At 39.5% G+C, this 14565-nt stretch carries 11 protein-coding genes; 9 read left to right on the top strand and 2 right to left on the bottom strand.

Annotated features, from left to right (window positions below; translation table 11 throughout):
• Nucleotides 1–74 precede the first annotated feature (74 nt).
• Together NXV01_RS03115 and xerD are read right to left on the bottom strand one after the other, a co-directional pair.
• On the bottom strand, nt 75–1769 hold the full coding sequence (locus NXV01_RS03115; RefSeq protein WP_167511802.1) for a tetratricopeptide repeat protein: 1695 nt from the start codon (nt 1767–1769) through the stop codon (nt 75–77).
• Nucleotides 1770–1904: 135 nt separating this feature from the next.
• Nucleotides 1905–2864: a site-specific tyrosine recombinase XerD gene (xerD, locus tag NXV01_RS03110; RefSeq protein ID WP_074558044.1), complete on the bottom strand. Its 960-nt coding sequence runs from the start codon at nt 2862–2864 to the stop codon at nt 1905–1907.
• A gap of 73 nt (nt 2865–2937) precedes the next feature.
• Here xerD and aroQ point away from each other — a divergent pair, with 73 nt between their 5' ends.
• The 9 genes from aroQ to NXV01_RS03065 all read left to right on the top strand — a co-directional run bounded on the left by aroQ (nt 2938) and on the right by NXV01_RS03065 (nt 14563).
• On the top strand, nt 2938–3357 hold the full coding sequence (gene aroQ / locus NXV01_RS03105) for a type II 3-dehydroquinate dehydratase (RefSeq protein WP_004311171.1): 420 nt from the start codon (nt 2938–2940) through the stop codon (nt 3355–3357).
• Between the two features lie 38 nt (nt 3358–3395).
• The gene (gene pyk, locus NXV01_RS03100) at nt 3396–4853 is read left to right on the top strand and encodes a pyruvate kinase (protein ID WP_259021686.1); all 1458 of its coding nucleotides are present in this window, start codon (nt 3396–3398) and stop codon (nt 4851–4853) included.
• Nucleotides 4854–4871: 18 nt separating this feature from the next.
• Entirely contained in the window at nt 4872–5528 is a 657-nt protein-coding gene (locus NXV01_RS03095) for an O-methyltransferase (RefSeq protein ID WP_217720929.1), read from the top strand.
• A 16-nt stretch (nt 5529–5544) separates the two neighbouring features.
• On the top strand, nt 5545–5877 hold the full coding sequence (gene rbfA, locus NXV01_RS03090; RefSeq protein WP_004296522.1) for a 30S ribosome-binding factor RbfA: 333 nt from the start codon (nt 5545–5547) through the stop codon (nt 5875–5877).
• 17 nt (nt 5878–5894) lie between these two features.
• Nucleotides 5895–7121, top strand: coding sequence for an FtsX-like permease family protein (locus NXV01_RS03085; RefSeq protein ID WP_259021685.1), 1227 nt, complete (start codon nt 5895–5897; stop codon nt 7119–7121).
• Nucleotides 7122–7245: 124 nt separating this feature from the next.
• Entirely contained in the window at nt 7246–7794 is a 549-nt protein-coding gene (locus NXV01_RS03080) for an RNA polymerase sigma factor (protein WP_195649359.1), read from the top strand.
• Between the two features lie 160 nt (nt 7795–7954).
• On the top strand, nt 7955–9070 hold the full coding sequence (locus NXV01_RS03075) for a FecR family protein (RefSeq protein ID WP_195649358.1): 1116 nt from the start codon (nt 7955–7957) through the stop codon (nt 9068–9070).
• A 159-nt stretch (nt 9071–9229) separates the two neighbouring features.
• Nucleotides 9230–12622 (top strand): TonB-dependent receptor, encoded by a 3393-nt coding sequence (locus NXV01_RS03070; protein WP_259021684.1) that lies wholly within the window; start codon nt 9230–9232, stop codon nt 12620–12622.
• 12 nt (nt 12623–12634) lie between these two features.
• Nucleotides 12635–14563 (top strand): RagB/SusD family nutrient uptake outer membrane protein, encoded by a 1929-nt coding sequence (locus NXV01_RS03065; RefSeq protein ID WP_195649356.1) that lies wholly within the window; start codon nt 12635–12637, stop codon nt 14561–14563.
• Nucleotides 14564–14565 lie beyond the last annotated feature (2 nt).

Genomic DNA, 14565 nt, shown 5'->3' with positions numbered 1-14565 from the left:
GGATAAAAAAAAGAATTGCCCGTCATTTATAATGACAGGCAATTCCTAATATTTAAAATAGAGTGGTAATTCTCTTATTTAATGATGCTCATGAAATCTGCATTTGTGAAGTATTTTGCAAATTCCAGGTCAGTAGCTGCTTTCTTAGCTAATGAAGAATCTTTAGCAACTGCGCTCTTCAAGCTGCTTGTTACCATAGAAGAATTGTTAGTTCTAGCACCTAAAACTGCCATCAGGTAGTCAGTGTAAGCATCCGGTCTTGTTACGTTAGCCAATGTATTTTTAGCTTTGTTGTAGTCCTTAGCAAGGATTTGAGCCAAAGCAGCACTGTTAGTCTTAGAGTCACCGAATGAGTTAACTGCTCTTTCATATTGACCTTGAGCGATGTACAGGTTACCCATAGATTCGCCAAGTTCTTTTGTTCCGGCAGCTTTACCGAAGTATGCTTCTGCAGCGGTTTTGTCACCCTTCATCAAAGAGATCAAACCTAAGTTCATGTTAACTTCAGGAGTAGCATTAACGCTGGCAGCTTTCTTGAAGTAAGATTCAGCTTTGTCAATGTTACCAGCTTGGTAAGCTAATTTACCCAAGTTGTTGTAACCACGGTAATCGTTCGGGAATTGTTTGGTAGCTTGAGTATAGATAGCTTCTTGTTTAGCAGGATCGCTAGTCAGTGTAGCAGCATACAGCAATTCTTCTACATTCAGTTCAGAAGGATTAGAAGAAGCCAGTTTAGTGATTTCTTCGTCAGACTTACCGATGATTTCATAGTTCAAAGTCAAACGAGAACGACGCAACTGAGGAAGAATAGTGTTAGCCAATTCTTTGTATACAGCAGAGATGTTTTTGATTTCGCTTTCTCTTTGAGCAGGATCTTGGTACATTGCAATAACGCGGAGGATCAACTCTTTGTCTTGGATGTTAGATTTAGAAACTAATTCTTGGAAACCTTCCCAGTCCTGTGCAGTATATTTAGCATCGATCGGAGCGTCGATTTTTGCTTTCTTCAGGTCTTTGCTCAACAGCTTAGTTGTGTTGTCTTCGCGGTTTTCAGCAAGAGTTGTATTCAAGCTTACACCACCATCAGGAGAAGCGTATGCAGAAACTTCGATGTTGCTGATCTTCTTGTTAGCAGCTTCGTTTACGTTAGCTACTTCTTTGTTGAATTCCTTAGCAGTCTTCAATTCGCTGGAACGAATGTTAGCCTGTTGGATCAAGAACATGATGTTAGCATCGTGTTTTTCTTTAATGATACGTTGGAAAGCGTCTTCGCCCAATGCAGGGTTAGCGTTACCTAATGTATTGTTTACTAATTCAGAAGTAGAAATTACACCATCAGCAATTTTCACAGCAGGAATAGTAACTACTTTCTTACCGATAGTAGCTTTGAATTCCAGGTACAATTCAGACTTAGCCATTTCCGGAACATAGTCGAAAGAAGTTTTCATAGTGTAGCTACCGCCCATCTTGTAAGAGATAGACTGGTCGTTACCTTCCACTTTTTCACCTTGGAAAGTAGCTGGTTGGCCTTTAGCTTCGCCGCCATTCCATTTCAAAACCGGAGTAACTTCTACAACCGCTTTCTTGTTGAAATACTTTTCAGGAAATTTACCATTGATGGTCGCAGGAACTTTACCACCTACTGCCTCCAGCACTTGCGGAGTAACAGTGAAGTAATCAGCTGATAATTCACCCATTTTTTTGCTGCAAGAAGAGAATAATGCAACAACCATTGCCATGAGTAAAGGCAAGTACAACTTCTTAGTCATTTTAGGTATAAATTAAATGTTTGTAATTGAAATATCGTCTATTTGTCAACCTCCTTCTGCTCGCACAGAAAAAGTAACGCAAAGATATTAATTCTTAATATAAATATATAGATAAGGGGCTGATTTTATCATAATTTAATGAAATAACTCCTCTTTTTCTTTCCGGTACTTGATATTTCGCGGGTGATGCTCAATAATCTCACTACGAAGCATGTTGCGGTCAATATGTGTATAGATTTCCGTTGTAGCAATAGATTCATGTCCGAGCATGCATTGAATAGCTCGCAAATTGGCTCCACCTTCCAGTAAATGAGTGGCGAAGGAATGCCGGAAAGTGTGCGGACTGATGTTTTTGGTAATACCTGCTTTTTCCGCTAATTCTTTTATCATGTGAAAGATCATAATCCGGGAAAGTCCTTTGCCTCTCCGTTGGCTGACGAAAACGAAATCTTCATGCCCTTTTTTAACTTCAATTTGATTGCGGTCTGGTATGTAAAGTTTTATTTCATTAATGGCTCGCGGAGAGATGGGGACGAGGCGCTGTTTGCTTCCTTTTCCTTCTACTTTGATAAAACCTTCATCAAAATAAAGGTCGGACAGCTTGAGAGTGACAAGCTCCGATACGCGAAGTCCGCAACTGTATAATGTCTCTAAAATAGCTCTGTTTCGCTGTCCTTCGGTTTTGCTGCGGTCAACGGCAGAGATGATCCGGTCAATTTCCTCCACAGTCAGTACTTCAGGAAGTTTAAAGCCTATTTTAGGTCCTTCTAATAACTCACTGGGGTCTGCTTCCAAGTAGTCTTCAATGATGAGAAAACGGAAGAATGATTTGATTCCTGATAAGATGCGGGCCTGTGAACGAGGGTGAATGCCAATATCGTGTAATCCGGCTGCAAAATGTTGAAGATCAGATAAACATACGTCTAATATATCTATCTTTTCCTGCTTCAAAAAACTCATCAGTTTGTTCAGATCCGTAAGATAGGCATCCAGCGTATTAGGAGATAAAGACTTTTCCAGTTTGAGATACTGCTGATACTTCCTGATTATCACGCCTTGTTGTTCCTTCTTCTTCTTTTTTTCGTTGATTTCCATTTCTTTTTTCTACCTTTGCACCTTGAAATATTGTTCTTTGGATACAAAGGTATATAAAAAACAGGATTGCGCGATGAAGATACAAATTATTAATGGCCCGAATATTAATCTGTTGGGTAAGCGTGAACCTTCCATTTACGGAAGCGTTACATTTGAAGATTACTTGGCTGATCTTCGCAAAAGATACGTTGACGTGGAGATCGACTATTTTCAATCGAATATTGAGGGTGAAATGATAGACTGCATACAGCAGGTGGGATTTGATGTGGATGGCATTATTCTGAATGCAGGTGCGTATACACATACTTCCATAGCCTTGCAGGATGCTATTCGCTCTGTGACGTCTCCGGTGATTGAGGTACATATTTCCAATGTGCATAGTCGGGAGTCTTTCCGACACGTATCGATGATTGCTTGTGCCTGCAAGGGAGTGATTTGTGGCTTTGGGTTGAATTCGTACCGTTTGGCCTTGGAAGCTTTGTTAGATAGATAATAAATAAGGTAATATAATATATAATAGGTAGAAAGACTATGTTATTGAAACAGACTAAAATTGTGGCTTCCATCTCGGATAGACGTTGCGATGTGGATTTTATAAAACAGTTGTTTGAAGCTGGGATGAATGTGGTGCGTATGAATACAGCGCACGCTAGCCGTGAAGGTTTTGAAGCTTTGATTGCAAATGTACGTGCTGTGTCCAACCGTATTGCGATCTTGATGGATACAAAAGGTCCGGAAGTTCGTACGACGGCTAATGCAGAACCAATTCCATATAAGACAGGTGATAAAGTAAAGATTGTAGGTAATCCGGATTTGGAGACAACCCGTGAATATATTGCTGTTTCATACCCGAACTTTGTGTCCGATCTGAATATCGGTGGTACGATCCTGATTGATGATGGTGATCTGGAACTGGAAGTTATTGATAAGACTAACGATTATTTGTTGTGTGAAGTCAAGAACGATGCTACTTTGGGAAGCCGTAAGAGCGTAAATGTTCCGGGTGTTCGCATTAATCTTCCTTCATTAACGGAAAAAGACCGTAACAATATCCTTTACGCTATTGAAAAGGATATTGATTTTATCGCTCATTCTTTTGTACGCAATCGTCAGGATGTGCTTGATATACGTGAAATTCTGGATGCTCATAATAGTGATATCAAGATTATTGCTAAGATTGAGAATCAGGAAGGGGTAGATAATATCGATGAAATTCTGGAAGTGGCAGATGGTGTAATGGTGGCCCGTGGTGACTTGGGTATCGAAGTGCCTCAGGAACGTATTCCGGGGATCCAGCGTGTACTGATTCGCAAATGTATTTTGGCAAAGAAGCCGGTAATCGTTGCTACTCAGATGCTCCATACGATGATAAATAACCCTCGTCCGACTCGTGCGGAAGTGACTGATATTGCTAATGCAATCTACTATCGTACAGATGCATTGATGTTGAGTGGGGAAACTGCTTATGGTAAGTATCCGGTAGAGGCTGTGAGAACAATGACTAAGATTGCTGCCCAGGCTGAAAAAGATAAATTGGAGGAAAATGATATCCGTATTCCATTGGATGAGAATAGTAATGATGTTACGGCATTCCTTGCTAAACAGGCAGTGAAAGCTACCTCTAAACTAAAAATACGTGCCATTATTACTGATAGCTATAGCGGACGCACTGCCCGTAACCTGGCAGCTTTCCGTGGAAAGTATCCGGTGTTGGCTATCTGTTATAAAGAAAAGACGATGCGTCATTTGGCTTTGTCTTATGGTGTGGAAGCTATCTATATGCCGGAACTGGCTAACGGACAGGAGTATTACTTTGCAGCATTGCGTCGTTTGTTGAAAGAAGGTCGTTTACAGCCTTCTGACATGGTTGGTTATTTGAGTAGTGGTAAGGCGGGAACGAAAACATCATTCCTTGAAATTAATGTGGTGGAAGATGCTCTGAAGCATGCAGAGGAGACTGTATTGCCTAATAACAACCGCTATTTGTAATTTGTAAGAGCTACTTTTATGCAGGAAACCGAATCGATAGACGAATATATTTTGCAGCATATTGATCCCGAGAGCGATTATTTAAAATCGCTCTACCGGGACACACATGTAAAACTGCTCCGTCCTCGTATGGCTTCCGGGCATTTGCAGGGACGGATGCTGAAAATGTTTGTAGAAATGATTCGCCCCCGTCAGATATTGGAAATAGGAACGTATAGTGGTTATTCTGCCCTTTGTCTGGCGGAAGGTCTGGCCGAAGGTGGAATGTTGCATACGTTTGAGATCAATGATGAACAAGAGGATTTTACCCGTCCATGGTTGGAAAAATCACCATTTGCCGATAAAATTCGTTTTTATATAGGTGATGCTTTAGAACTTGTTCCGCGTTTAGGTGTTACCTTTGATATGGCTTTTATTGATGGTGATAAGCGTAAGTACATTGAATATTACGAGATGACGTTGGTGCATCTATCTGCAGGCGGATATATCATTGCTGATAATACTTTGTGGGACGGTCATGTTCTCGAACAGCCTCGCAATACGGATGCACAGACGATTGGTATTAAAGCCTTCAATGATTTGGTGGCGGAAGATGTGCGAGTGGAAAAAGTGATATTGCCTTTACGTGACGGATTAACGATCATAAGGAAGAAAATAGTAAGTAGTAAATCGTAAAATAGTAAATAACTTTATGGAAACAACCAGACAGAATAAGATATCTCGCCTGTTGCAAAAAGAACTAAGTGAGATATTCCTGCTTCAAACAAAGTCCATGCCGGGTACACTGGTCTCTGTTAGTGCAGTTCGTATCAGTCCTGATATGAGTATTGCCCGTGTTTACCTCAGTGTTTTTCCTTCGGAGAAAGCGGAAGAGATGGTGAAGAATATCAATAACAATATGAAATCCATCCGCTATGAGCTTGGAACTCGTGTGCGTCATCAGTTGCGCATCATTCCCGAGCTGAAATTCTTTGTGGATGATTCATTGGATTATATTGAGAAAATAGATTCATTGCTGAAGTGAAATAATTCATTACAGAGGTGAACTTCCCTTTTTATATAGCCAGGCGTTATCTTTTCTCAAAAAAAAAGCATAACGCTATTAATATCATATCCGGTATTTCCGTATGTGGGGTAGCTCTTGCTACGCTTGCTTTGGTTTGCACTCTTTCCGTTTTTAATGGTTTTCAGGATATGGTCGCTAGTTTTTTTACGGCTTTTGATCCGCAATTGAAAATTACGGTCCGTGAAGGAAAGGTTTTTGATGCACAAGATGAACGGATTCGTGCCGTTTGTGCGCTTCCTGAAGTGGAGGTGTTTACAGAGACGCTCGAAGAGAATGCAATGGTGCAATACAAGGACCGTCAGGCTATGGTTGTACTAAAAGGGGTGGAGGATAATTTTGAAGAACTGACGGCCATAGACAGCATACTTTATGGCGCAGGTGAATTTCTTCTTCATGACTCTATTGTGAACTACGGGGTCATGGGAGTGGAACTGGTTGCGACTTTGGGTACTGGTTTAGAATTTGTTGATCCTCTTCAGGTTTATCTACCCAAGCGAAATGCCAAAGTGAACATGGCAAATCCCGGCGCTTCTTTTAATCGTGATTACCTGTATTCTCCGGGTGTCGTATTTGTTGTGAATCAGCAAGAATATGACGGGAAATATATTCTGACCTCTCTCGATTTCCTCCGTGAGCTTCTGGATTATACCACAGAAGTCTCTGCGATGGAATTGAAATTGAAACCTAATGTAAATACTTCATCTGTACAATCCAAAATTGAAAATATGTTAGGCGATGATTTTGTAGTTCAAAACCGTTATCAGCAGCAGGCGGATGTTTTCCGTATTATGGAGATAGAAAAATTAATTTCTTATTTGTTCCTCACTTTTATTTTAATGATAGCCTGTTTCAATGTAATTGGTTCCCTTTCTATGCTAATTCTGGATAAGAAAGATGATGTGGTGACTTTGCGAAGTCTTGGAGCTAGCGATAAACTTATTTCCCGGATATTCCTTTTTGAAGGTCGTTTAATTTCTCTTTTCGGTGCTATTTCTGGTATTGTTTTAGGATTAATCCTATGTTTTATCCAACAGAAATTCGGCATAATTTCATTGGGAGGCGGTGGTGGTACTTTTGTTGTAGATGCTTATCCTGTCAGTGTTCATGTATGGGATGTAGTACTAATCTTTGTGACAGTCTTAGCTGTCGGTTTCCTTTCTGTATGGTATCCAGTGCGTTATTTAAGTAAAAGGCTTTTGTAGTATTTGTTGTATAAAATTTTCTATAATTGATAACTTTTAATTCGTCTTTTATTTTTATATTTCCTAATATACCATTATATTTGGCTTAATTTTGTTAATTAAGAATAATCTGTAAAACACTTCCGTGAAACCTGAAAGTAACGACATAGACAGAATTGTAAACGGTGATGAAACGGCTTTTTGCCGTTTTATGGAGCATTATTCTTCGCGTTTATATCATTATGTATATGCTTTGATTGGCCAAAAGGAACCAGCTGAAGAAATTGTGAGTGATGTTTTTTATGAAGTTTGGAAAAATAGAAAAACTTTGGCTGATATAGAAAATATGAATGCTTGGATACAGACTATAACTTATAGAAAAGCTATTTCTTATTTGAGGAAAGGAACGGCTAAAACAGATTTGTTGCTTGATGATATAGGGGATTTTATATTTGATCCAATTCAATCACCAGATGAGGAGATGATTAGTAAAGAGGAAATGGAGAAAATAAACGATGCTATTCAACAACTACCACCTAAATGTAAACATGTTTTTTTTCTGGCAAAAATAGAAGGCTTACCTTATAAAGATATTGCGGCGTTATTAGATATATCTGTGAAGACTATAAATAATCATATAGCTTTTGCATTGGAAGAAATTGCTAAAAAACTAAATATCCACTTTCGAAAATAATCTTTTTATTTCTTCTCTATTTCTCTGTATATCATTTGCTAATCCAAAAAAGACTTTGTTTTTAAGTGCTTTTTGGGGAGGAAATGAAAAAAAGTTCATTTTAACTAGGAGATTCTTTTTTAAATTGCGTCTTTAATTATAGAACAACACTAAAAAGATTATGAACTTGAAAGAATACTTTCGCCTTGCAAATTTATTTGGTAAATTGAATTCTCAGGAGGAACTTGAGGATGATTTTACTACTATACCTGAAGGTGAGAAGTTGAGATTCTTTTGGGAAAGCTGCAAACAAGAGAAAATTGATGCTTCTTCCATAATAGAAAGAACGTGCATAAGAATGCGAAAAGACGCAATGAAGCGCAGACGGAACTATTTCTTGATAACTTCTGCTTCTATTGCTGCTTCAGTTTTGATTTGTATATCAACCATTTATTTTCTGAATCAAACAACAACTGCTGATGTTGATTTGCAGGCTATTGCAACAGAGATGGATAGTCAGACTGTTGATGAGGTAACTCTTATAACTGCTAAAGAACAATTAAATTTAGATGAAGATGCCTTTATCAAATATTCAAAAGAAGGGAAAGTTGCAGTCAATTCTCAAATAATCAAAGAGGAAGAGGAAAAAGTTAAGGATGAACAGGAATATAATCAATTGCTTGTTCCGCCGGGTAAGAGAGCACGAATCGAATTATCGGATGGTACCCACCTGATTGTAAATTCTCAATCAAAAGTAATTTATCCTCGTCGTTTCAAAGGTGATATTCGTAAAATATATGCTCAGGGAGAGGTGTTTTTAGAGGTTGCTCATGATAAAAAACATCCTTTTGTTGTTGAATCTGAAGACTTTAGCTTGCGAGTGTTAGGCACCAAATTTAATATTTCCAATTATAAAGGAGGAACAACTAATATCGTGCTAGTAGAAGGTGCTGTGGAAGTAACTGATAAAAATGAGAGAAAGGCACAGCTGACTCCTAATGACTTGTTGAATATAGCTAATGGTACAATAACTTCTCAAAAGAAAGTAGATGTAGCAGAATATATAAGTTGGGTAGATGGTATTATGCTATTGAATGGAAATGATTTGTCTCAAATTATTCAAAGATTGAGTATTTATTATGGTCTGTCTATTCAATGTGATCCTCTTGTTGGTAAAGAGAAGGTCTACGGAAAACTTGACTTGAAAGATGATATAGATGAAGTGATTGAATGTATTCAACAAACACTTCCATTTAAAGTAGAAAAGAGTAGTACTAGTATATACTTGAATAAATAATATTTTTTTAATTAATCTTTTAAATACGCTTGCCTATGAGAAACAAATGAATATTATGACGCACAAAAAAAAATCGGATAAATATTGGCGTATTTATCCGATATTAATTCCTTAGTTAAATCAATAAATCCAAAATTGTTAACCTAAAAAGAAATTTTTATGGTAAAGAAAACTATTTTTTTACATCTAAAGAAAAGGCTTAAGCTTTTTTGCATAATAAATGTCTTTTTTATGATTCCAACATCTTCATTCGGAGTAAGCTTTATTAGTTGGAACTCTGAAGAAGATTTATTCTCAGTCCAATATGAGAATACTACAGTTAAAGAGATCTTAGATTATATCGAAAAACACAGTAAATATATTTTTATATATTCAGAAGTTGTTCAGAAGAATCTGAATAATAAAGTCTCCATTTCAGTTTCCAATAAGAAAATAGATGCTATACTCAATGAGTTGTTTTCAAAGACAGGACTAAATTATAAAATGTCGGGAAGACAGATTACAATTTCAGTGCCAGAACAAGCTCCTGCGATAAAGCAGGTTAAAGGTTTTAAGGTTGTAGGTAACGTTACTGATGAGAAGGGTGAACCCTTAATTGGTGTTTCAATTTTCATGAAAACAGATTCTACGGTAAATGCGATAACAGATATGAATGGTGCATATAGTATTGCTGTGCCGGATAAATATGCTGAACTTTCTTTCCGTTATATAGGCTTTGTGCCGAAGAACGAAAAGGTCGATAATCGTAGGGTGTTGAATGTAATAATGGTAGAAGATGTCGGTCAGTTGGACGAAGTTGTTGTTGTAGCTTACGGTGCGCAGAAGAAAGAATCTGTAGTCGGTTCTATTACGACTATTGAGCCTGCAAAGTTGAATGTTTCTACTTCACGATCATTGAGTAATAATTTGGCTGGTACAGTGACTGGTGTAATTGGTGTACAACGTTCTGGAGAACCGGGATACGATAACTCTTCATTCTGGATTCGTGGTATCAGTACCTTTCAGGATGTAGGTAAGGACCCGTTGGTGCTGGTAGATGGCATCGAACGTAGTTTGGATAACATTGACGTGGAGGAAATCGAATCTTTCTCCGTATTGAAAGATGCAGCTGCCAGCGCAGTGTACGGTGTACGTGGTGCCAATGGCGTAATTTTGATTAATACTAAGCGCGGACATGTAGGTAAACCTCGTGTGGTGGTGAAGTCGGAGTTTGCATTCACACAGCCGATAAAGCTACCTAATTATATTGGTGCTGCCGATTATATGCAGTTGCTGGATGATGTACTAGTGGATACCGGACAGTCTCCGATGTATGCCGATCGGATTGCCAAAACCCGTGCAGGATATGATCCTGACTTGTACCCGGACGTTAATTGGATTGACGCTATTTCTAGAGATCACGCTGCCAACCAGCGTGTTACAGTAGACGTATCCGGTGGTTCGGAGAATTTACGCTATTCGTTTGTGGCCGCAGTTTATAACGAACGTGGTATTCTGACACGTGACAAGAGTCTGGACTGGGACCCTACTATCAAGCTACAACGTTACAACGTACGTTCCAATGTAGATTTGAAACTTTCTCCCACTACTCAAGTTCGTTTTAACATCGGTGGTTATCTTCAGGACCGTAATTCCTCGCCTGAAAGTACAGATCAAATTTTCAGTCGGGCGTTCCGTTTTACTCCGTTTATGTTCCCCACTCGCTATTCATCTGGTGAAATTCCTGCATGGCAAGAAGAAGGTAATCCTTGGGCAATGGCTACTCAGAGAGGCTTCGCACGTTCTAGTGCTAGTAAAATTGAGACACTGTTTTCTTTAGAGCAGGATTTGAAGTTTTTAACTCCTGGCTTGAAACTGAGAGGAACATTCTCGTTCGATCGTTATTCTACAGGTAAAGTGACTCGCTCTAAAACTATAGAATATTGGAATGCCGCTAGCGGTAGAAATGAAGAGGGAGAATTGATTCTAGCCCTAAAACAACAAGGAAGTAACTTCTTGGGTACCTCTACATCGGCAGAGTATGGTAACAAGAGTATCTATATGGAAGCAAGCTTAAATTACGATCGTACATTTGTCAATAAGCATGCGGTTTCGGCTATGTTGTTGTTTAATCGCCGTCATTATGATGATGGGGCTGCATTGCCTTATCGCAATCAGGGGTTGGCAGGACGTACTTCCTATACGTATAATGGTAGGTATGTAGCCGAATTCAATTTTGGATATAACGGTACTGAAAATTTTGCCAAAGGAAAACGCTACGGATTCTTCCCCTCAGCTGCTGTTGGTTGGATTGTTTCAGAAGAATCATTTATGCAACCGCTTCGCAATACGATATCTAAATTGAAGTTACGTGCTTCTTACGGTCAGGTAGGTAACGCTAATCTGCAAGGGCGTCGTTTTGCTTACATTTCCACAATTCTTGATCAATGGGATGATGTTCCTTATTTGTACCGTTGGGGATTGGATGGGGATTACGGACGCAATGGTATGGTAGAAGGCGATTTCGGAATTCCTGATTTAACTTGGGAAATTGTGAACAAGGCTAACGTTGGTTTGGAATTGGGATTGTTTAATGGTATGGTAGATTTGCAGGTCGATTTGTTTGATGAGCGCCGTAATAACATTCTTGTAGAGTTGAATTCAATTCCTGCTACATCAGGTTTTTATAGAAAACCGTGGAGTAATCGTGGTAAGGTGAAAAATCAAGGAGCGGAAGTGACGCTGAACTTCAACAAGCAAATTGGCAAAGATTTCTTCCTCGGTTTGATGGGAAGTTTCACTTATGCTCACAATGAAATTATTGATAAAGACGAACCTTTGGGTACAATCGGAACGACACGTGCTGAAACTGGTCATCCGGTGGGACAGCTCTTTGGGTATGTACACGACCGTCTGTTTACGGAAGATGATTTTACTACCAATGCTGCGGGAGAACAGGTGCTAAAAGAGGGTATCCCTACACAGACCTTTACGGCAAAAGTCCGTCCGGGCGATATTAAGTATGTGGATTTGGATCAGAACGGAGTTATCGACACTTATGACCAAATGGCTATCGGAGGTACTGAAAATCCGGAAATTGTTTATGGATTCGGAGTGAATTTACGTTGGAAAGATCTTGATTTTGGAGCTATGTTTCAAGGTATCGGACGTACTTGGCGTATTCTTTCTTCGAATATTATGCCAGCATCCAATAAGGGATCTATGTATAATATCTTTGACAACTATCAGGATCGTTGGACAGTGGATAACCAAAGTCAGGATGTATTTTATCCGCGTGCCGATTACGGGCCGAATGCCAATAATAGTCAGAAATCTACCTGGTGGCTGCGTAATATGAGTTTCCTGCGCCTGAAAAATGTGGAATTGGGATATTCTTGTCCGAAGAAATGGTTACAGGGATTTGTGATTTCCAATGCTCGTGTTTTCGTGCGTGGAACGAATTTGCTGACTTTTTCCAAGTTTGATTTGTGGGATCCGGAGCTCGCAACCGGTGACGGTGCTAAATATCCAGCCATGAAATCTGTGTCGGTAGGTTTTGATATTACTTTCTAAAATTAATATGATATGAAAAATAGAATTATTGCATATATTTTATTGGGTGTTTTGGGGATATTACCTTTAGCGTCCTGTTCTGATTATTTGGATAAGCAACCGGACGATCAACTGACGTTGGAGAATGTATTTGCTAATAAAACTAATTTGGAACGTTGGTTATCCTATCTCTACATTGTAATGCCTGAATTTTATATTTACGACGGACCGGATGCTATTGGTGATGAATTGGCTCCTTCTACAGGATGGGAATCACAGGGTTTTAAGGCAATTCAGTATCAGAATGGAAACTGGACACCTATTAATCCGGGTGTGGTGACTTATTGGTCAACGTACCCACAGGCTATTCGTCAGGCGTATACTCTCATTAAATATGCACATCCTTTGCCTGATGTATCTGAAAAGGAAATTAATTACATGAAGGCAGAGTGCCGTTTCTTTATCGCTTACTATCACGCTATGATGGCGATGACCTATGGTGGAGTGCCTATTATCCGTGAGGCAGCAGAAGAGATATCCGGTGAATCTTTGTTGTTGAAGCAAGAGCCTTTTTATGATGTGGTGGACTGGGCTGCCAATGAGTTATTGGAAGCTTCCCGCCAGTTGCCTGCTTCTTATGATGAAGCCAATAAATACGGTCGTATCACCTCGTTGATTTGCCTGGCTATTCGTGCCCGCCTGCTGACGTTTGCCGCCAGCGATTTGGTGAATGGTAATCCTGATCCGGAAATGCAAGCGATGACCAATGTGGATGGTGTGAAAATCTTTAGTGCAACTCCCGAATCGAATCATTGGAAAAGGGCGAAAGATGCTAATAAATTGCTGATAGAAGAGGCAGAGAAAGCAGGGCACACTCTATATAAAGAATATCTGTCTGATGGGGTCACCATAGATCCGTTTCTTTCGTATCAGAACATGATGATGAAAACTTACAAAGAAGGCAATACGGAAATTATCTTTCCGCGTACCAAAGATAACGCAGGTTGGTTTGATGATTGTGCTCTTCCTCGTGGTGCTGGTGGTTTAGGTTCGCTAGGTGTTACTCAGTTACTGGTGGATGACTTTTTTATGAAGGATGGTAAAATGCCTATTTTAGGATACAACAATAGTGGCAATACACAAACAGCTGTCATTAATGCAGAAACTGAATACAGTGAAACTGGTTACTCTACCGAAGATGATGTACGTGCCACCAACTGGCATTATGCTGTGGCAGGTGCCAGCGCTAGTGGTGATTCTCATGTGGTTGCCCCGAAGAATACATTTAATATGTACTGCAATCGTGAACCTCGTTTTTATATATCGGTAGTCTACAACGAACAATACCATTGGGGAAAAGGGAAAGCGACAAATTTTTTCTTTAATGGGGAAGACGGACAGCCGTCACATGATAATCCGTCGGCTGGTTATTTGATTCGTAAGCACGTGGACCCAACTTTTGTTCACTCAACAAATACGGGTACTTATAAGTCACGCCAGGGAATCCTTTACCGCCTCGCCGAGGCTTATTTGAGTTATGCGGAATCAGCACTCGAGTATAGTATTGCCAAAGGTACTTACAATTCGGAGAAAGAAGATATTGTAAAATACGTCAACAAGATTCGTGAAAGGGCCGGTATTCCTCAGTATGGGACATCTGGTCTTGGAATTCCTGCCGACGAGGAGGAGATGCGGAAACTGATTCGTCGCGAGAGAAGAGTTGAGATGAATTGTGAGGGAGGTTTGCGTTGGTTCGATTTACGTCGTTGGAAAGAGGCGGAGAATGTGCTGAATGGCAACTTCTATGGTATGAATATGTTGGCAGAAAAGGACAATAGAGATGACTTTTATAAACGGGTATCTTATCAGACTCGTAAGTTTATCAGCTATTGGTGGCCAATACCCCAAGATGAGATAGACAAGAATCCGAATCTAAAACAGATGCCGGGCTGGATGAATTGATT

This window comes from Bacteroides sp. BFG-606 (assembly GCF_024788145.1).
In the GTDB taxonomy this organism is placed as follows: Bacteria; Bacteroidota; Bacteroidia; order Bacteroidales; family Bacteroidaceae; genus Bacteroides; species Bacteroides vicugnae.
The sequence above is the reverse complement of the archived record's forward strand: the minus strand, read 5'-3'. Positions and strand labels throughout refer to the sequence as shown.